This window comes from Streptomyces sp. NPDC006174 (genome assembly GCF_040614075.1).
GTDB lineage: Bacteria > Actinomycetota > Actinomycetes > Streptomycetales > Streptomycetaceae > Streptomyces.
Genome location: NZ_JBEXTJ010000002.1, coordinates 389,650 through 407,626 on the forward strand (window position 1 = coordinate 389,650; position 17,977 = coordinate 407,626).

Genomic DNA, 17,977 nt, shown 5'->3' on the forward strand with positions numbered 1-17,977 from the left:
TGGGAGCAAGTTTCACGCCTCTTCGGCGTAAGCCGTCGCGCTGTCCATCTCTGGTCGGCTGGCGGACGCATGACGGAATACCATGCACGGCTCTTGGAACGGCACGCTGCGGTTGTAGCTCAGCACGACTGCGGCGACCCCGAAGAGACGAAGCGTCACTTGCTGGCCGCCGGGGTTGAGGCAAGATCACCGTACGAGTTGATGGTGAATTATCAGCTACGTTTGCGATAGTGACGAAGGCGCAGCCCTGCGCAACATTCATCAGATCCGCGCCGAAGCTCTGCCGGGTTGGAATGCGACCTCGATAGAGATTGTGCTTCATTTCATTCTTGAGCCTCATGTGCTGCCTGAGGTTGATGACTGGTCGACCTTTGCGCCGGTTTCATCTGTGAGCCCGTCGCAAGCGGCGACGGATATTTCTAGTTCCTCTGGAAATTTGGCTGCACAGAAATGGGTCGAGTTGGCGCAAGCGTGGGTATCTCTATGTCGGCCCGCAGGTGTAATTAAATCGATTTCGGCACAAGTTAGTGGCACTAGCTCCTTCACTCTGGAGCAGATGAGAAATTCAGAGCAGCTCGACCTTGATTATCTGTCTATTTCGACAGTCGAATAGTTGCGATTCCTCAAGCTAGATCAGTGGAGCGGGTAGGTGGCTAAACCATGGAGCCGACCGCCTCAGCCACAGCGGGTCTTCCCCATCGTGGTGCTCGCTCCAACCGCGCGACCGGCGTAGCCGGGGAGCGCGCGGCGAGCGGAGCGAGCCGCCTTGATGAAGTAGGGAAAGTTCTATCGCGCTGGGAGCAGGTGCCCGGCGCAGCTTGTGTGCCGGACGTGGCCGCCGCCCGCGTCCAACCGGAGCGGTCGACGGCCAGGTCCGGAGGCCGTCAGGCTGTAGCAGCGGCCTCGCGCCCCCTGTGCGTCCGCCGGTGGGCGATCTCGTCGAAGGTAGCGCGGGCGCCCGTGGGGTCGATGTAGTGCATGGCCAGGAGCGCTGCGATGACGGAGCCGACCAAGTCGTTCTGGACCTCGGACCAGGTGTGGTCGTCGCCGCAGGTGGTGAGGCCCTTCAGGCCGTGGAGGGCGTGCATGGCCTCGCCGGCTTCCTCGGCGACCTTGCCGACCTGCAGGGCTTTGAGCTCCTCGTCGGGGAGGTGGGCGCCGGCTGCTCGGCAGACGGCGGAGAGCTTCTCGATGTTGTCCCACAGGATGTCCACGTCGGACCTCCGATCGATGGGTTCGGCTATTCCTGTGCGGGTCGTCCGAGCTGGCGTACGGTCCATCCGGCCATGCGCCAGGCATCGGCGTCGATGAGGTTGCGGAGGTCGACGAGGACCTGGTCCGCGACCAGTGGGGCGAGGGCCTTGGGGTCGGCCTCGCGGAAGTGGGGCCATTCGGTGGCCAGGACGATCAACTCCGCTGCCGCGAGTGAGCCTTCGAGGTCTTCGCAGTAGTCGAGTTCGGGGTGGCGGCGCAGTGCTGTGGGCACGGCGTGCGGGTCGTGGACGGTGACGGTCGCGCCGCGTTGGTGCATGAGCGCTGCGATGGCCAGGGCGGGGGATTCGCGGACATCGTCGGTGCCGGCCTTGAAGGAAGCGCCCCAGACGGTGATGCGTACGCCGTTGACGGGTCGGCCGAGCGTCTGCTCGATGAGCTTCAGTGCGGCGGTGGGGCGGGACTCGTTGACTTCCTCCGCCGCGCGCAGCATGGTCGCTGCTTCGGCGGCGCCCAGGGTGCGGGCGGAGGCGGTGAAGGCGCGGACGTCCTTCGGGAGGCAGCCGCCGCCGTAGCCGGGGCCGGCGTTGAGGCCGCCGCGGCCGATGCGGGGGTCCAGGCCGATGGCTTCGGTGAGCTGCTGGACGTCGGCTCCGGCGGCGGTGCACATGTCGGCGACGCCGTTGATGAAGGAGATCTTCATGCCGAGGTAGGCGTTGGCGGCGCCCTTGATGAGTTCGGCGGTGGCGGGGTCGGTCACGAACAGCGGGATGCCGTTCGCCAGGAGGGGTGCGTAGACCTCGCGTACCGCGTCCTCGGCGCGCGGCGAGGGCACGCCCACGACGATGCGGTCGGGGCGCAGGGTGTCGTCGATGGCGTGGCCTTCGCGGAGGAACTCGGGGTTCCAGACGACCTCCACGTCCTCACCTGCCGGGGAGAGCCGGGCGAGGAGAGCACCGAAGTCGCGGGTGGTGCCGACGGTGACGGTGGACTTGCCGATGACGACCGTGGGGCGGGTCAGGTGCGGGGCGAGGGCGCGGGCGGCGCCGAAGACCTGTCCGGTGTCGTAGCTCCGGCCGTCCGCGTCGATCGGCGTGCCCACGGCCAGGAAGTGAATGTCGGCGAACTCGGCTGCCTCGGCGAGGCTGGTGGTAAACCGCAGGCGTCCAGTGGCGGTGTGGGTGCTGAGGAGTTCGGGCAGGCCGTCCTCGTAGATGGGGCACTCGCCGGCGTTGAGGCGGTCGATCTTCGCCTGGTCCAGGTCCACGCCGATGACCTCGTGGCCGATCTCGGCCATGGCAGCGGCGTGGGGGATGCCCAGGTGACCACAGCCGATGACGGATACGCGCATGGGTCGACGCTCCTTTCCTTGTCCCTCGCCCGCCCAGGGGAGTCCGGGCCGGCCGGGTGCGTCACGCTAGCGCCAACACCCGGCGCGGCCCTCTTCGTGCAGGTGGGTCAACCAGCGTGCTGTCTGAGCAGGTTGACGAGGGCGGGCAGGGCCTCGGCGGCGGTCGCCCGGCACACCAGGTCGCCGTCCTGGGGGCCTTCCAGCGGGTACGGCATGAACTGGCCGTCGCGCCAGAAGCCCTCCGGGTCCAGGTAGACGACCTGCATGCCGCGAGCGCGGGCGCGTGCCTGGACCTTGCGTCGGTCGGCGTGCAGGCCGACGACGAGGAGGGCCTTGGCGCCGTCCACCCACTCGACGTCGGGTACGGCCTGGTCGTAGCGGCGCATGAAGCACTCGTCGAGCCCGGCGCGCGCCGCGAGCAGGTCGAAGTTGTTGGTGATGACCGGGCCGACGAGGTGCCCGGCGTCCATCAGCTCCTTCAGCGCCCACATGGCCGGAGTCGGTTCGGCCAGGAAGCAGGCGCGGAACATCACCACGAATTCCGCAGTCTTCTCCTCCGGCTCCGTCAGCACCTCGTGGAGGAGCGTGTCCGCGGTCGGGGAGAGAGTGAAGCGGTGCTCCCTCGGCTCGTGACCCTGGCGGTCGGTCACCCGGTAGATCTCATGGAGCCGGTGCAGGGGAGGGATACCCGCCTCTACCGACGTACCGCAGCCAATCTCCACCTGGAAGGGCAGGAGGTCCGAGAGGACAGACAGGTCCGGGACGCGGGTCGGCGTACCGGGGCGGTCCTTGCACCTGATCCCGGTGGAGAGGACGTTCCACGGCAGCTGCCGGACAGCGGGCGGTGGTGCGTAGGACACCGAGGCGATCTGCACGTCCAGGCTCCGGTAGCCGACGGGGAGGGTACGGCCCGCCGCCGCGTCCTGGGGGTGGGCGTCGTGCTCGGTGATCCGGCACTTCAGATCCCGGCGTGTCCATAAGAATCCGCCAGGAGCCTCCTTCCAGCCGCCGGTGGCGAGCGAGTCCCACAGGGCGTCGTGGTGCGCGTCGATCTCGTCCGCTGGAGCGGTAGCGGAGTGGTAGAGGTACAGGTCGGTCAGGCCGATGGCCGGCGCGGCGGTGGTGGGGACCAGGCCGTACCGGTAGCGGTAGTGGATGATCCGCCGCCGGGCGTCGTCGGCGGCCGTCCAGCCGCTCTGTTCGGCCGTGGCCTTCTCCTGCGTACGACGCCAGATGCCTTCCTCGATGTAGCGGGGGCGGTCGGCGTCGCCGAAGTAGGTCTTCCAGACCTGCTGTTGGTTGGGGGTGAGCTGGTCGATGACGATGTACGGGATGTCCACGATCTCTCCCTGGAGAATCACGCCTGGATGTTCCGGGTGCATGGCAGGCTCCGTTTGCCGGGAACGTGGGGTGAACGTCCCGGACAGCGGAGCGGAGTCAGTGGTCGGAGGGCGAGCTCGCGTCCGCCGAGACGGCGGCGGGCTGATGACCGAGGCCGTTGAGGAGCGGGGCGGCCTGCTCACGCAGTGTCCAGGCCGGTCCCACCAGGCCGGCGACGGCCAGAAGCGTGAGCGCGATGCCTCCGCCTTCGGAGCGTACGGAGCGCGGCGCGGCCTTTCGGGCGTGGCGTCGCCGAGGCTCGGTCACGGGGTGCCGCCGATGGCGCGTTCGTGTGCGTCGACGAGGCGGCTGGTCTGCTGGTGCAGCCACTCCAGCTCGACAAAGGTGAGGATGAGCGCGCCATCGAGGGTCGAGCCGTCATCCAAGTGGAACTCGATGGGAACCGATCCCTGCCGGGCCCGCGCGTCGTAGACCGCGTCCCGTCCGGCCGAGAGCGTGGCGTGGGTGGCCCTCACCGGCACGGGACGGAGCGTCGTTCCGTCGGCGGGCGCGGACCAGGGGGCCCCGCCCCCAGGCGGACGCAGGTGGTACGTCGTCGCAGAGCCCTCACCAGGGAGAGCGACTACGACACCCACACGGCCATCGCGAGCGCTGTCCGTGGCGAGGTCGCCGAGCAGTGGGCGGAAAGGTGCCGCCGTACCTAACTCGGTCCCCTGCGAAGGAAGATGAGAGGAACGTCGTCGCGTCATGCCCCGAAGTTAGGGACAGGACGAGCCTCGAATATGAGCCGGAGGAATACGACCCCTATCCGTCCAGGTGAAAGCGGTCGGACATGTGCCGCAGCTTCTCCCTCGTGGCTGCTCGTTCCGCGTAGACGATGCTGCGAAGCGTTGAACGGGCGATGGGATGGTTCCGCACGAGCTGCGGCGCGATCCGCTCAGCCGTCTCCAGCTCGGTGAGGGCCTTTGCCCGGTTCCCGTCCCACAGCCAGGCCCGCGCCACGTCCATGTGGTGGTGCCCCTGACGGGAGTTGGGCAGTGCTCCGATCAAGCTCGGGCTGGTGCGGCGGTTTATCTCCAGAGCTTTGCCCTGCTTGCCCATTTCCAGGGCCACGCTGATCGCGTGGATCTGCACGTTCCCGGCGGAGAACGTCAGCGAATGCCGGTCGTACACCGGTGCTCCGACGTACGCGTCCATGCGTTCCGCCGCGTCTTTCGCGTGTCCGATCCGGTCCTCCGCTTCCGCTGGACGGTTGGCCCGAGCGGCGGAGATGGCCGCTCGAAGCTGCAGCGTGCCCCAAGCCCGTACGGCCAGCGGATCACCGTGCTCGTACGGCTGTTGCACCGAGGCGATCGCCTTGTCCGAGAGGGTCAGAGCGTCGGCCCAGTCAGCCGTCGCCCACATGTCCCAGACGCGCATCCAGTCGGCGACGGCAGGCAGCACCGGATCTCCCGACAACCTGGCTGACCACGCGGCCCGTTCGCACGCCATGGCCACCAGCTCGGGGTGTCCGAGGGCGTGCGCGGCGGTGTGCGCGAACTTGCAGCACACGGCGTAAATGGCATACGCCTCTTCCCGCTCGTGCCCGTCCGAGTCCTCCGCCAGAGCACGCGCTTCCCGGAACAGGTCCGGGAGAACTCGGAGGATCGCGACGTTGGAGGCGGTGTCCCGCAGGCGGTGCAGCCGGGTCACCTCACGCCATAGCTGTGACGCCGGTCGGGGAACCCCGTCGAAGACGGGAACGAGGTCGTAGCGACGTAGCTCGCGCAGGATCGACGAGGCGGCGATCTGCCACTGGCTGTCGTCGGGGGAGCTGCTGTACGGGCGTCCGATCAGGTCGTTCGGATGGACGTGCAGCTCTGCGGCCACCTGGTTGAGCAGGCCGACCCGGTCCAGCTCGATCAGGCCACGCTCCATCTTTGACACCCAGCCCTGCGACTTCCCCAGGGCTGTTGCCAGGTCGGCCTGCGGCATGCCCAGTCGCAGCCTCGCTCTGCGAGCGCGCTTGCCGATCTCCTCGGCTTCTTCCAGCATCAGGACACCTCCCAGCCGCCGGACGATCCGGCGCGACCGCCGGTCTGTCCGTACAGAGTTCGTCTCCTGCACGGTACCCATGACGCGGCTTCAGCGTGAGACGAGCTGCAAGGACCGTCGGGGCCGCGGCCCATGTACCGCTGTCCCGTCCTGAACGGCGAGTCCGAGACCGGAGGCACTTCTATCCGCCATCAGTGCCCAGACGGCCATCAGGCATTGATCCCGAAGCCGCCGGTGCCGAACGACAGCGGATCATGGGGATGAGGAACATTCCACGTCGCGCACCGCCGGAGGCAGCCAGTGATCACCGTGACCGTCCTCCACCCTGGAACCATGGGCGCGGCGATCACCGCCGAGCTCGTGGCCGGCGGCCATGAGGCGCTGTCGGTGACCAAGGGCCGCAGTGAGAACACCTGGGTCCGCGGGAGAGAGGCCGGTGCGACGGCGTACGACTCGCTCGCGGAGGCGCTGTCCCGAAGCGCGATCGTCCTCTCGGTCTGCCCACCACAGGCGGCGGAGGACGTCGCGGCGGCGGTGGCCGCGCACGGCTTCGCGGGGGTGTATGCCGATGTCAACGCCATCAGCCCGCAACGCGTACGGCGCATCGCCGAGGAGATCCGCCCTGGCTCCGCAGTTGTCGACGGTGCCGTTTTCGGTCAGCCGCCAGGCGCGGGGCGTGCCACACGGCTCTATCTCGCAGGGGCCGACTCTGCCGTCGATCTGGTGGCGTCGCTGTTCACGGACTCTGCGCTGCACGTGTGCCGCGTCGGGGACACACTCGGTTCCGCTTCCGCTTTGAAGATGGCCTTCTCCAGCTACCAGAAGGCCGCCCGCACCCTCGCCGGCGTCGCTCACGCGCTCGCCGACGCCCATGGAGTCGGCGACCACCTCACGGCCGAAGCCGAGGTCATGATCACCGCGATCCTCTCCGATCCGGAGTATCTGCCGAGTGTTGCAGCCCGAGCCTGGCGCTGGGCGCCCGAGATGGAAGAGGTCGCCGATACTCTCCGCGCGGCTGGCCTGCCCACGGACATGGCCGAAGCCACGGCTCGGGTGCTCGCCTACTGGGAGCAGGACAAGGGCCAGTTCGACCTGCCGGTCGTGCACACCCTCTCTCAGCTCCGGTCAGAGAAGAGCCGTTGATTCGGTCACGCTGAGGGGTAGCCGCTGGACGATCACCTCCGCCGAGGGCGAGACGCGGAAATGGTGGGTGGGGCCGTCGCCGCAGGTTCGGGCGAGGGCACGTGGCGTAGTCCGGTGCTGCGAGCCTGCGCCGCCAGAGCTCGTCGACTGGCAGCCGGCCTCTGCGAGAGCCGATGTACGCGCCAGGTGAGGGTGCGTGCCGGGGAGCGTGCGTCGTCGAGGGCTCGTTCGTCTGCTGCCTGCTGCAGCAGGCGTTTGGGGTCGTGGCCCGCGGCCTCTGCTTCGGCCAATGCGGTGGTGAGCGCCTGCGAGGCAGAGTCGGCGAGGATCTGGTCGGCGTGCGCTGGGGCGGCCTGGCGGATGAGCCGGACGTATTGGTCCGCAAGATTCTGGGGCGGTCGGCGTTGGCCGAGGACCAGTAGGGGCGTGGCTGCCGTGTGGTCGTAGGCAGCCTGGAGGTGGAGCAGGCTCTTGTGGGCTGCGGCCACCTGTTGCTCGTGCTCTCGTCGGTCGTGCCAGCGTGCGGCGGCGATGACGGCGAGGAGCGCAGCGTCGAGGAACATCGCCAAGGCGGCTCCGTCTTTCGGCGCCGGCTCGCGAAGCATCGCCTTGACCGCGCCGCGTAGAGCACGAGCGTGGTGGTGCTCGGCGCGGACGCGCGAACGGGTCGCCCGCTCGAAAGCTGAGGCTGCTGAGCGGAGTTCGGTACGAATGTCCGGCGGTGCGGTGAGAGCTACGGCGTCGAGCGCTTCGCCGAAGGCGGCCAGGTGGGCCTGGGCGGCTTCGGCGTCCGGCTGGTCGAGGTGGTGGGGGATGCGCTCGGTGGCTGCGGTGGCTTGATGCCACGGGTGCGGCCTGAGCCGCTCCTCGGCGGCGGACGCTGGAACCTCTGCTGTGGCGAGACGGCTCTGGATCTTCGGGAGGGAGAGGTCCGGCGCCAGCGTGGAGCCGGAGAACCACACCGGTTCTGCTTTGGCGTTCCGGTCGTTCTCCAGAGCGACCTTGTAGCCGCGTGGTTCTCCCGAGGGAAAGTGCAGGACCTCGACGAGAACCCCCTTGGAGTGGGTGAGTAGACCGAGGAACTCCTCGGTATCTGTGGCGGCCGCCGCCGCTGTGCGGACCACGGTGCGCAGGCGTTCGCGGGCAGCCTTGGCCTGGCCGTTCCGCAGGGCCTTCTCCTGTTCGGCGCGATGGGGCCGTTTGGCGGCGGTGCGGTCACCGCGGATGACCCGTTGCAACCCGTATTCCTTCTCGATGGCTGCGAGTTCGCGGTCAGCGGTGAGGTAGTCGTTCCAGTGACGTGCTGAGCGGAGGTCACCTCGCACCTTTGTGGCGGCGATGTGGATGTGATCGGGGGCGTGGCGTACGGCGATCCAGCGGCAGCCGTCCGGGTCGTCCGCTGGCGCGATGCCGGTGGCCGCGACGACGCGACGGGCGATGTCCGCCCACTCGCCGTCGTCGAGGAGGCGGTCGCCGGGTGCCGCACGTAGGGAGCAGTGCCACACGTGCTGCTTCGGGGCGCGGCCCAGTCGATCAGCTTGCTTGACGTGCAGGTCGAGGTCGTCGACGAGCTGCTTCCTGGCCGCCGTGATGTCGTCGGCGCGGCCGGGGTCGGGGGCATAGCCGTCCCAGGAGGCGACGAGGTGGGGATCGGTGTGCTCGTTGGCGCGGCCTGGTCCGTAGAGGTAGCGGATGAGGCCGGCCGTGCTCTTGCCGCTGCTGATCTTGGCGATCATCGGTGGCTCTTTGTGGCGAAGGCTTGGTTGGCGGCCTCCGCAATGTGGCGGACGGCGGTGCCGACCGCGGCGAGGGTGCGTTCGGCCTGGGCCAGGGTGGCGGTGTCGCCGGAGTGAGGGAGGTCGCCGGAGTTGAGCTTCCTGGCGATCTGGTTGATGTTGTGGCCGATCTTGGCGACCTCGCCACGAAGCGTGGTGAGTTCATCGATGTAGTCGTCGAGCGGGGTGCGCTGACCGGGCAAGGAGAGGTCCCCGTCGAGGTGGGCCATGACCACGGCACCGACGTAGTGGGCGGCGGCGATGTTCAGCGAGCGGGCCTTGGCGACGATGTCCGCCTTCTCTTCGGTGCTGTAGCGGACATCGACGCGCGCGGTGCGCTGGGTCTCGTTGCGGTCGCGGCGGCGGGCGACGCGGTGGAGCGCGGCGGCTTCGGAGGCACGCGGTTGCGGCCCGGCAGCGCTGGAGGTGTCGATGGGCTGATCCTGTTCGGGCGCCCCCTGGGGCCCGAGACCCTCCGCCACCCCCGGGGCGGAGGAACCTGCGTTGGACCGGCCCTTGGACGGTCCAACGCCATACCTTGCTCCGCCTGGGGCTGGAGTGGAGGTCAGGTGCCGAGAGGAGTGGGGGAGGGGGTGTGTGGACTGTTCGTGCATGAGGGGCTCTCTGACCGTACGAAGGGGAAGCCGTGCTCGCCCCGGCGATTCCGAGGCGAGCAGTTGGCGGGAGGGCGCGGGCCTACGCCGTGGTTCGGGCTTGGTCGAGCTCGGCCTGGAGGAGGTTCTTGACCTCGTCCAGGCGGGACCGCCCGATGCCGAGTCCCTTGGCGTGGACGGCCGCCTCGATGTGGCGGCGAGAGATTTGGCCGCCACGTCCCGTGGGGGCCGTACGTCCGATCTCCACTGCCTGCTCGAAGGTGGCGCTCGGTCGGCCGCGACGTTTGCCACGTGGCTGGGTGGGCTGAGACACGGATACCGCAGGGGCCTTGGCCACATCGGCGTCGGGCACCGGGGCCGGTGTGGGGGTCACCCCGTCTTCGGGAGAGGTGGCTCCGTCTTTGTGCGCCTCGGGGCGGGGCATCGTTCGCGTAGGGCGCCGTTGGACTAGGAGGTAGAGGTGGACGGCTCCGGCCAGGGCGAGCGGGGCGATGGCGGAGATGGCCCCGACGGTGAGGTCGTCGAGAGCGAGTGCGCTGCGCCGGTTCTGCTGGTTGAGGCGGATGGCGTGCAGGACGTTGGCCCAGATGCTGGTGGCGGTGGCGATGCCGACCAGTGCCGAGACGTAGAGACGGGCGGACAAGGGGGCGGTCCGTAGGACGAGCAGCGCGCCGATCCCGATGGCGATGAACCCGTCGATGACGAGCGGGAAGGCGTAGGTGAGCGCGGGATGGACGTGGCTGGCGGCGGCCATCTGGCGCAGGGCGTCGTAGGAAAGCGCGAAGGCGGCCACGGCCAGCAGTGCGACACCGGTGCGGATGGCCGGTGCCAAGGGCGGCAGCGCGGTCGACGGTCCTGCGGCGAGAGTGGGTGAAGGCAAGGGGGAGTGCTCCAAGAGGTGCGAGGTTCGGCCCAGGGGCGCGAGGACCCGTCACGACATGTCGCATGCCTGGTCAGGGCAGATGCGGGTCTGGCGGTGACGTCGAGACGACTCGTCACCGGATCTCGACCTGTCACCGCTTTGACCTGCGCGGAGACGAGTCGTGACGGGTCGTGCAGGGTCAGGCCCCGGTCGCGGCTTCGGGTGCGGGCTCGGGGCAGTAGCGGGCCCAGGCGTCGGCGAAGTGCCGACGGGTGTAGCCCCGAGCCTGGACGTTGCCGTGGAAGCGCTTGGGGGCAGAGCTGATGCCGTACTCGTTGAGCAGGATCTGCAGGCCCCGTGGAGTGAGGCCGTTGGCGGTGTACTCCGGCCAGGGGGTCTCGGCGTCCTGGTTGAGGATGTCCAGGAGCCGACTGGTGCGCAGCGCTGGTGGGTTGCCCTCGGAGGCGAAGGCGCGGCGGACGTCGGCCAGGAGGCGGATGCCCAGGCTGCTCCGGTCCTGGTCCTGTTCGGCCTCGTGCTTTGCCATGACCCGGCAAGCATTGCGGGCGAGGGAAGGCCACGTGCCGCCGGCGAGGTCGGCGACTGCGACCAGTGGCTGCCAGGTGTCGGCCGCCCGGTCTTCGACCGGCATGGAGGGTGTCAGTTCCATCGCGCTGGCGTGGAGTGGGCCCAGCCATGCGGCGAGTCGCTCGCGCAGGGCGTGGAGGGGCGGGGTATCGCGGAAGGTACGGAATTCGGCGACCTTCTCGCCCGGCATGCGGCGCCGCATACGGATCACGACCGAGCGGTCCATGATCGTGTCAGGCAGGTCTCCGATCCCGGCGAGGGCTGCCATGGCGAAAGTGGGGAACTTCGACACCTCGTGGTTGGGTCCTGAGACCCGCAGGGTCGGGCGGTTGCGCTGGTGACCGGCGTTGAGCAGGCCGCGCATCTCCTCGTTCTTCTCCGCGACCTTCGCGGACCCGAAAAGGGTGTCGGCCTCGTCGACCAGCAGGGTGGGCGGGGTATCGGTGATCGACCGGAACACCGCGGCGGCCGAGGCGTTGACCGTGATGAGCGGATCGTGGACGCTCTCGGTGATCACGTCCAGGAGCCGTGACTTACCGCACCGCTTCGCAGGCCCCACCACCGCCAAACGCGGCGCGTGCTGCCATGCCGTCTGCAGGTGCGTCGCCGCCACCCACAACGTCACCGCCACTGATGCCTCCTCGCTCGGCATCACCACGTACCGCAGGATCTGCTCCCGCAGCGCCGTGAGGACTTCTTCGCCTTCGGAGGCGGAGGCGAGGTGGTGCTGTTCGGAGGAGGGCCCGTCCTCGTCGGGACGAGGGCGGCCGGGTACGGCCACGGGCGGCCAGGCGGTTGCGCCGACGGGAAGAGATGGCGTCCTGGGGGCGGGGTCGTCCATACTGGACATGTAGCTCCTCTACTTGCAGGCCAATGGGACGGCAATCCCGGCTTGCAGGTCAGTCGTTCAGGGATGGGCGGCATGAGGTTTGCGCGCTGAGCCCCTCGGTGTTGGGTCACCGGGGGGCTTTTTGTGCTTCTGGGCAGGTCGAAGCGCGCGCCGGCGGACCGATGCGGTCTGCTGGGGAGTTTCAACTGTACCACCATCTCTGCGGATCGCATAGCGCTTTGCGATTAGCAGAAGCGATGCTAGCGTTATGGCATGCGCCGAAGTGGCGGTGAACGCGGAGAGTGAGAGGAGGCGGCGATGTCGGATGACGAAGAGGGCTCCGAGGGGGTGCTCCTCAGCGGCGAAGAGAACGCCACCGTGCGGATCAAGCTGGAACGAGAGAAGCGCGGCTGGAGCACCACGACGCTCTCCGACCACATGAATGAGGCCGGGTTCGACATGAACCCGTCCGCGGTGTGGCGTATCGAGAACCGCAAGCGACGCATCAACCTCGACGAGGCCATCGGCTTCGCCGAGATCTTCGGCGTCCCGCTCAGCAACTTCGTCGGGCCGCCCAGCCTGGCGACCATGGGCCGCGCCATGGAGCTGATCGACAACGTCGTCGCCACCTATCGGGCCTCCAACCGCGCCAACCACGAGGCACGGAGAGCCCGCGACCAGCTCGATGCCTACCTCGCCGACCACCCGGACATCCGTGAGGAAGCCGACGTGATGGTCTCCAACGCCATCGCGACCGAGCTGATCAAGGTCAACAAGGAGTACGGTCCCGCTTCCGACGCGTAGCGAACCGATCCAGCCGCCGCAGTGGGAACGCAAACCCCCGCTGCGGACGCATCACCCGTCCCATCCCTGAACGACACCAGGCCAGCCCAGGGTTGCCGCCCTGCCCGCCGGCCAGAACCGGAGCACCAACTTTGCGCCCTTCGGCGATACCGCACGTCCCTGCTCAGCGCACCCTCCAGCCGGAGGAGGTGACCACCACCGACCCCCTCCTCACCGTGGAGCAGGCTGCCCACCGCCTCGGCACCGGCGTGCGCTTCATCCGGCGACTCGTCCAAGAGCGCCGTATCCGCTACGTCAAGCTCGGCAAGCCCGTGCGGATACCCGAGAGCGCCATCGCCGCATACATCGAGGAGCGCACCGTGCCGACTCTCCGCGATGAGCGTTCCCGCTACGGGAAGGCCGCCTGATGGCCACCCGCAAGCCGCAGAGGCGGCGTGAATTCGGCACGGTCCGCCAACTGCCTTCGGGGCGCTGGCAGGCACGCTACTGGGCCCCGGACGGCAGCCGCCGTACGGCCCCGGAGACTTTCTCGACGCGCACGGACGCCCAGACCTGGCTCACGCTCACCCAGGCCGACATCGAGCGCAAGCACTGGGTTGACCCGGACGCCGGGGCGGTCAATTTCGCTGCCTACGCGGTCCAGTGGGTCGAGGAGCGCGGCCTCTCGGCCACCACGGAGGAGCTGTATCGCAGGCTCCTGCGGTTGCACCTGCTGCCCACGTTCGCCTCGGTGAACCTGGACGACATCACACCGCCCGGTGTGCGCACCTGGCGGGCCGAACGGCTGGAGGCAACCGGTGCGACGACCGTCGCCAAGTCGTACCGCCTCCTCAAGGCCATCATGGAGACGGCCGCCGACGACGAGCTGATCCGCCGCAACCCCTGCCGGATCAGGGGCGCCGGCAGCGAAAGGGCGAAGGAACGCCCCACCGCCACCGTCGAACAGGTCGACGCGCTCGCGGATGCCATGGGCCCCAGGTGGCGGCTGATGGTCTACTTCGGCGCCTACGGGCCGATGCGGCCGGAGGAGCAGGCGGCACTGCGGCGGCCCGACGTCACGCTCGAACCGCTCGCGGCCAGGATCAGCGACGCCGCGCCGGAGCTGACCACAGGCCGCCGGGTCGAGGGCGACACGAAGTCGACCGCCGGACGCCGAACCGTCTTCCTCCCGGCCTTCTTGCACATCGAGGTGAAACGCCACCTGGACTGGTACGCGGAGAAGGAGCCCAACGGCCTCCTGTTCGTCGGCGAGCGGGGCGCGCCATTCCGGCGGTCCACCTTCGGCCGCAAGTGGCGCAGGGCCCGCGCCAAGGTGGGCCTGCCGGAGGACTTCCGCTTCTACGACCTCCGCCACACCGGCCACACCTTGTCCACCCAGTCGGGGGCCACGCTCAAGGACACGATGGTCCGCGCCGGCCAGTCCTCGGAGAAGGCGGCGCTGATCTACCAGCACTCCGATGGGGAACGGCAGCGGGAGGTGGCGGAGGGGCTGGATAAGCGGGTGCGCTCCCAACGCCTGCAAGCCGCTGAGTACAAGGGGTGACGAGCGACAGAGCACCGAGAAGATCCCGACTGCCTGAAGTGCGGCGGCTGGCTGCTCACCTGTCATGATCTTGTGTTGTGTCAGGTGCAGATGGGGGGGGCGGGCCACCGTAGTGGCCCGCCCCCCATCTCAGTTTGACGGCTTGATGGCGCGCCCTATTGGGAGAACAGTGAGAACACTCCGAGGGCCAGCATCATTGTGGCGACAAAGGCGCCGCCTCCGGCAGTCAACGTGACTAGGAAGCTTTCCTTGGCGGCGTAGAAAACGAATGCTGTCGCAAGAGCGACCACGAGGGACAGCAGCATGGCGATGACGACAAGCATCAGCCGGGTCCGGAAGTCCGGTGTCATGCAGGTCTCCACCCAATCCAACTCGCGGTGGTCGATCCCGGGGTAGATCAGCCTCAGTGGCAGGTCAGCCTCAGCTCGACCACCTGATGACAGTGGCCATTAGCTGAGGACCTGCCGACGTTTCAGATCCGCGCGGAGCCGACCCGCAACAACCGGCTGCCTCCAAGATGTCGAGCGTGGATCTCTGCGGTGCTGAGGGTTTCCGGCGTTTCCGTTCTCCTGGCACGTCGACCCAGGGATCGAAGACCTGGGACAGGGATTCCCGCCCCTGCCGCTGACCTTGTGCTCGGCTTGCTTGAGCTCCCCCATCGTGGCACGTCGGAAGTGGCCCGTGCGGTCTATCCGGCGAGATTGCGGTGAGCTGGAGTCTTGTGGCGAAAGCGGTCTGGCGGTCACGCCACAGCGTCGATCTGGTCCAGGCGTGCCGAACACGGCAGGCTTCAGGCGCGCCCGTTATCCATTGCGGCGAGGCGTCTGGGATGGCGGTGGTTCCGGGGCGGGGTTTGTCCGGCTACTCCGGGCCACGTGGTTGGTACCACGGGCCGGCCACGCATACGGGTCTACCTGCCCACAAGCCTAGGCAGTTTCCTGCGGAGCATGGTGTGAACAGTGGAAGAATCGCGCTGCCCGTCTCAAGCTCGCTTCAGGTCGCGGCGGTGCCTGGTCATATCTCGTTCATGCCGCCATTGAGGTACCAGTCGCACTCGGCTAGGGCGTAGAGCCAAGCCGTTTCCCAGTCGTTCGGGTCGACGGCTGCAATGCTTTCGGCGTCGTCTACGAGTACGAGTCGCAGCGCCTCAGGGCCCGAGCGTTCGTAAGTACGGGCGTCCTTTCTGCGCCGGGCCGCCAGATGGCGGGACGCCTCGAACATGAACATGGTACCGAGCTTGTTGCTTGTGAAGTGGTGAGCCAGCCGCTGGGCCTTGAGCTTCGGCCAGTCCTTCGGAGGGCACACGGAGAACTCTGCGACAGCGCCTTCGTTGACAGGGCGGATATCGGCGAACAGCCACCGGTCGCTTCCCAGGTCATCGAAGTAAGGGTGGAACGGCTCCCTGGCAGGGTCGGTGGAGAAGGATCTGCCCTTGCCTTGGTTGCAGGGCCCACAGGCAGGTACGAGATTCAGGGGCGTGAGTGCCAAGAGGGGGAAGATAGTTTTCGGGGCGTGATGGTCGATCGTTTCCGGCTTGGCAACCCCACATATGGTGCAGCCGTAGATTGCTGCCGCTTTGAGCGCGTCGTAGAGCTTGCGGCCTCCCCCACCGACGAGCGCTCTGTCGTAGGTGGCTATGAGGCGGTCCTTCTCTTCGTCATTGCACTGACCGCCGAACTCGGAGAGTAGTAGCTCAAACAGGTTGCCCGATTCACCCTGAGCCCGGTATCGCCTCTCCTGTCCTTTGAGCTCAGGAAGCCGAGTTTGCATGGCCTCATCCCAGCCTTGTTTCGTCAGCCAGGGAGTACAGGCCCTCACGATTTCCTCCACGGTGATCGTCGGCTTCTCCGGCCACCGCATTAGCGTTCCTCTCGTGCACGCGAGAACGTCATCGCACGGAGAAGAGCTCGGGCCTCAGCGCCCAAGCCTGTAAACCGACTCGTGATCTCCTCATAGGTTCCGCCGCGCGCGACCTCCGCGGCAATCGCCGCGTGAAAGCCCGTCGAGGAAACCTCCAGGCCAAACACGTCGTACGTCAACTCGCCAACACTCTCGCCGTAGGTCTCAAGGTCGGGACGACGGGCGGTGAGTTCGTCCCCGTGGCGGTCCATGGCCCACACACAGGACGCCGGGACCTCTTGCAGCACGACGGGGGAATGGGTAGCGACCACCGCCATGCCATTGCGATCGGCGAGCAGCCTCGACAGCGCGTTCGTCAGCGCTGCGAGCAGGGGAGGGTGTAGGTGTGTCTCTGGTTCGTCGATCAGAACGAGGGTGCGCTCGCCAACCACTTCGATCAGCCGGGTCACCATCAACAGCACCGCCGCGTGACCAGAGCTCAGACTCTCGAAGACCTTGCCCATCTCCGTTGCGAGGGTCTCCGGACGACCCTCCCTGATCATGGCTTCGATCACCTCCATGTCCTCGTCGAGAAACCCGCTCGCCCCGTAGTTGAGGATCTCGATGGCCTGACGCCAGCGGATACCTCGTGCCCCGACCCGCGCAATGGCGAAGCTGTGGACGAACTCCTCCTTGAGCTCCTCGTCGGACTTGAGCCGGTTTTCCACCGGGTGTCGGAGACGGATGAAGTGGAACGGCATCTCCGCCTCGGCTGGGACGATGAAGGCGCGACGGTCGAAGGGGCTGAAACTGATGACCACGCAGCTGGCAAAGCGGCCAGCTTCGTCCCCGGGACCAGAGCCGGCCTCGATGTCGAGTTCTACGCTTGCAACGGCCGAAGCTATGCCGTGGAGCAGACTCGACTTCCCGACTCCGTTGCGGCCGATCAGCGCGTGCAGGTTGCTCGGTGGCAGCGTTCCCGGCGTCGACTCGAATGTGAACTCGTGGGCAGGAAGCAGCCCCTTTTGTTCGGGCGTGTACGACCAGCTGAAAGGGACAATTCGGGCGCGGATCCCCAGGGCGACGCGCCGGGTGCGATCCAGATCCGTGAGTGTTCGCCCGCGCAGGAGGGATGTAGAGAACACTGGCAGGTCAGCTGTCGCCTGGTCCGGTACTTCGGCGTAGGCCGCGTCATTCAGCGCGTACAGGATCTCGTGAGCCAAGGTTCGGCCGAGGCGGAGCCGCAGCGTTTCGTAGTAGTCATCCTCCATCCCCAGGCTGAAGTAGCCGCCCTCCAGGGACTCGAAACGAGCCGGCAGTCGGTCTGATGTGCGAAACCACCCGGTTGCCGTCATCTCGGCGTGCCCGATGCGCAGGAAACCGATCTGGACCACGAGGCTGTCCAGCATGCGTACTGAGAGGTTGAAGGTGGTGACGAACCCGTGGTCGTCCCAGCTGTCCTTCGTCAAGTAGGCGCCGTGCGCCTGTGGAATCACTTCACGCCACTCCAGGACCCGGAACTCCAACCCAACCCCTCGTGTAGTGCGACGGCTCTTTCTGGCCGACCTGTAGGCCGCAAGCATGCCAAGGGAGGCGCGAGCGCGCGCCGTGTTCACGAGAGACGATGTCGCAAGACTCCGCGCACTGACTTGCTTTGAACTTGCCCGACGGAATCGCGTTGGCCGCTAGGCCCTTCGGGTGCGTACTGGCGCGACTTGGGGCACGCGGAGGGCACGACACCCGGCAAGAGGTCTAGACAACAAAGAAGCCCCGGGCCGTTGGCCTGGGGCTTTCATGTGGAGCGGGTGACGAGAATCGAACTCGCGCTCTGAGCTTGGGAAGCTCATGTTCTACCATTAAACTACACCCGCGAAGCGCGCTGACGATCCGCGCTGCATCGTCACACACTGTACCCCATGCCAGGCCCCGGGCGGATGAGCCGCAGGGCCTGTTCGTCGTGTGGTTCATGCCGGGCGCGGGGTGGACGCGGTTGTGGTGGAGGGGAGTTGAGGGCGTAGCGTGAGAAGGCGGAGTGCCGCTTG

17 protein-coding genes and 1 tRNA gene are annotated in these 17,977 nt (G+C 67.6%); 4 read left to right on the forward strand and 14 right to left on the reverse strand.

Annotated features, from left to right (window positions below; translation table 11 throughout):
• Positions 1 to 884 precede the first annotated feature (884 nt).
• The 6 genes from ABZ267_RS06190 to ABZ267_RS06215 form a co-directional block, all read right to left on the reverse strand.
• The gene (locus tag ABZ267_RS06190; protein ID WP_356750045.1) at positions 885 to 1,214 is read right to left on the reverse strand and encodes a MazG-like family protein; all 330 of its coding nucleotides are present in this window, start codon (positions 1,212 to 1,214) and stop codon (positions 885 to 887) included.
• 26 nt (positions 1,215 to 1,240) lie between these two features.
• Positions 1,241 to 2,563, reverse strand: a complete 1,323-nt coding sequence (locus tag ABZ267_RS06195) for a UDP-glucose/GDP-mannose dehydrogenase family protein (RefSeq protein ID WP_356750047.1) — start codon at positions 2,561 to 2,563, stop codon at positions 1,241 to 1,243.
• Positions 2,564 to 2,670: 107 nt separating this feature from the next.
• Complete coding sequence (locus tag ABZ267_RS06200; RefSeq protein WP_356750071.1) at positions 2,671 to 3,903, reverse strand: hypothetical protein; 1,233 nt, start codon at positions 3,901 to 3,903, stop codon at positions 2,671 to 2,673.
• Positions 3,904 to 4,000: 97 nt separating this feature from the next.
• Positions 4,001 to 4,210, reverse strand: coding sequence for a hypothetical protein (locus ABZ267_RS06205; RefSeq protein ID WP_257134082.1), 210 nt, complete (start codon positions 4,208 to 4,210; stop codon positions 4,001 to 4,003).
• A complete protein-coding gene (locus tag ABZ267_RS06210) occupies positions 4,207 to 4,425 on the reverse strand; it encodes a hypothetical protein (RefSeq protein ID WP_356750049.1) in 219 nt (72 codons plus the stop codon). The genes ABZ267_RS06205 and ABZ267_RS06210 overlap by 4 nt, the downstream gene beginning before the upstream one ends.
• 283 nt (positions 4,426 to 4,708) lie before the next feature.
• Positions 4,709 to 5,938: a helix-turn-helix transcriptional regulator gene (locus ABZ267_RS06215; RefSeq protein ID WP_098894558.1), complete on the reverse strand. Its 1,230-nt coding sequence runs from the start codon at positions 5,936 to 5,938 to the stop codon at positions 4,709 to 4,711.
• Positions 5,939 to 6,238: 300 nt separating this feature from the next.
• On the opposite strand from ABZ267_RS06215, the gene ABZ267_RS06220 reads away from it, so the two are divergent.
• Positions 6,239 to 7,081, forward strand: coding sequence for a DUF1932 domain-containing protein (locus tag ABZ267_RS06220; protein WP_356750050.1), 843 nt, complete (start codon positions 6,239 to 6,241; stop codon positions 7,079 to 7,081).
• Positions 7,082 to 7,113: 32 nt separating this feature from the next.
• On the opposite strand, the gene ABZ267_RS06225 is transcribed toward ABZ267_RS06220, so the two are convergent.
• The 4 genes from ABZ267_RS06225 to ABZ267_RS06240 form a co-directional block, all read right to left on the reverse strand.
• Positions 7,114 to 8,817, reverse strand: coding sequence for a mobilization protein (locus ABZ267_RS06225; RefSeq protein WP_356750052.1), 1,704 nt, complete (start codon positions 8,815 to 8,817; stop codon positions 7,114 to 7,116).
• Positions 8,814 to 9,338 (reverse strand): MobC family plasmid mobilization relaxosome protein, encoded by a 525-nt coding sequence (locus tag ABZ267_RS06230; RefSeq protein ID WP_356750054.1) that lies wholly within the window; start codon positions 9,336 to 9,338, stop codon positions 8,814 to 8,816. Before ABZ267_RS06230 ends, ABZ267_RS06225 begins: the two co-directional genes overlap by 4 nt.
• Before the next feature lie 214 nt (positions 9,339 to 9,552).
• Positions 9,553 to 10,386: a DUF2637 domain-containing protein gene (locus ABZ267_RS06235; protein ID WP_308123664.1), complete on the reverse strand. Its 834-nt coding sequence runs from the start codon at positions 10,384 to 10,386 to the stop codon at positions 9,553 to 9,555.
• 145 nt (positions 10,387 to 10,531) lie between these two features.
• A complete protein-coding gene (locus ABZ267_RS06240; protein WP_356750073.1) occupies positions 10,532 to 11,761 on the reverse strand; it encodes a DUF3631 domain-containing protein in 1,230 nt (409 codons plus the stop codon).
• Between the two features lie 306 nt (positions 11,762 to 12,067).
• Between ABZ267_RS06240 and ABZ267_RS06245 the strand changes: the two genes are divergently transcribed.
• From ABZ267_RS06245 to ABZ267_RS06255, 3 genes are all read left to right on the forward strand, one after another.
• Complete coding sequence (locus tag ABZ267_RS06245) at positions 12,068 to 12,553, forward strand: helix-turn-helix transcriptional regulator (protein ID WP_282688831.1); 486 nt, start codon at positions 12,068 to 12,070, stop codon at positions 12,551 to 12,553.
• Between the two features lie 188 nt (positions 12,554 to 12,741).
• Positions 12,742 to 12,960, forward strand: coding sequence for a helix-turn-helix domain-containing protein (locus ABZ267_RS06250; protein ID WP_070204304.1), 219 nt, complete (start codon positions 12,742 to 12,744; stop codon positions 12,958 to 12,960).
• Positions 12,960 to 14,096, forward strand: coding sequence for a tyrosine-type recombinase/integrase (locus ABZ267_RS06255; protein WP_228868039.1), 1,137 nt, complete (start codon positions 12,960 to 12,962; stop codon positions 14,094 to 14,096). The genes ABZ267_RS06250 and ABZ267_RS06255 overlap by 1 nt, the downstream gene beginning before the upstream one ends.
• Before the next feature lie 155 nt (positions 14,097 to 14,251).
• Here the strand turns inward: ABZ267_RS06255 and ABZ267_RS06260 are convergent, their stop codons facing one another.
• The 4 genes from ABZ267_RS06260 to ABZ267_RS06275 all read right to left on the reverse strand — a co-directional run bounded on the left by ABZ267_RS06260 (position 14,252) and on the right by ABZ267_RS06275 (position 17,806).
• Positions 14,252 to 14,446, reverse strand: coding sequence for a hypothetical protein (locus ABZ267_RS06260; protein WP_228868032.1), 195 nt, complete (start codon positions 14,444 to 14,446; stop codon positions 14,252 to 14,254).
• Between the two features lie 664 nt (positions 14,447 to 15,110).
• Positions 15,111 to 15,956 (reverse strand): hypothetical protein, encoded by an 846-nt coding sequence (locus ABZ267_RS06265; RefSeq protein WP_356756027.1) that lies wholly within the window; start codon positions 15,954 to 15,956, stop codon positions 15,111 to 15,113.
• On the reverse strand, positions 15,956 to 17,461 hold the full coding sequence (locus ABZ267_RS06270) for an AAA family ATPase (RefSeq protein ID WP_356756029.1): 1,506 nt from the start codon (positions 17,459 to 17,461) through the stop codon (positions 15,956 to 15,958). The genes ABZ267_RS06265 and ABZ267_RS06270 overlap by 1 nt, the downstream gene beginning before the upstream one ends.
• Before the next feature lie 271 nt (positions 17,462 to 17,732).
• A tRNA-Gly gene (locus ABZ267_RS06275) sits at positions 17,733 to 17,806 on the reverse strand.
• Positions 17,807 to 17,977: the final 171 nt, after the last annotated feature.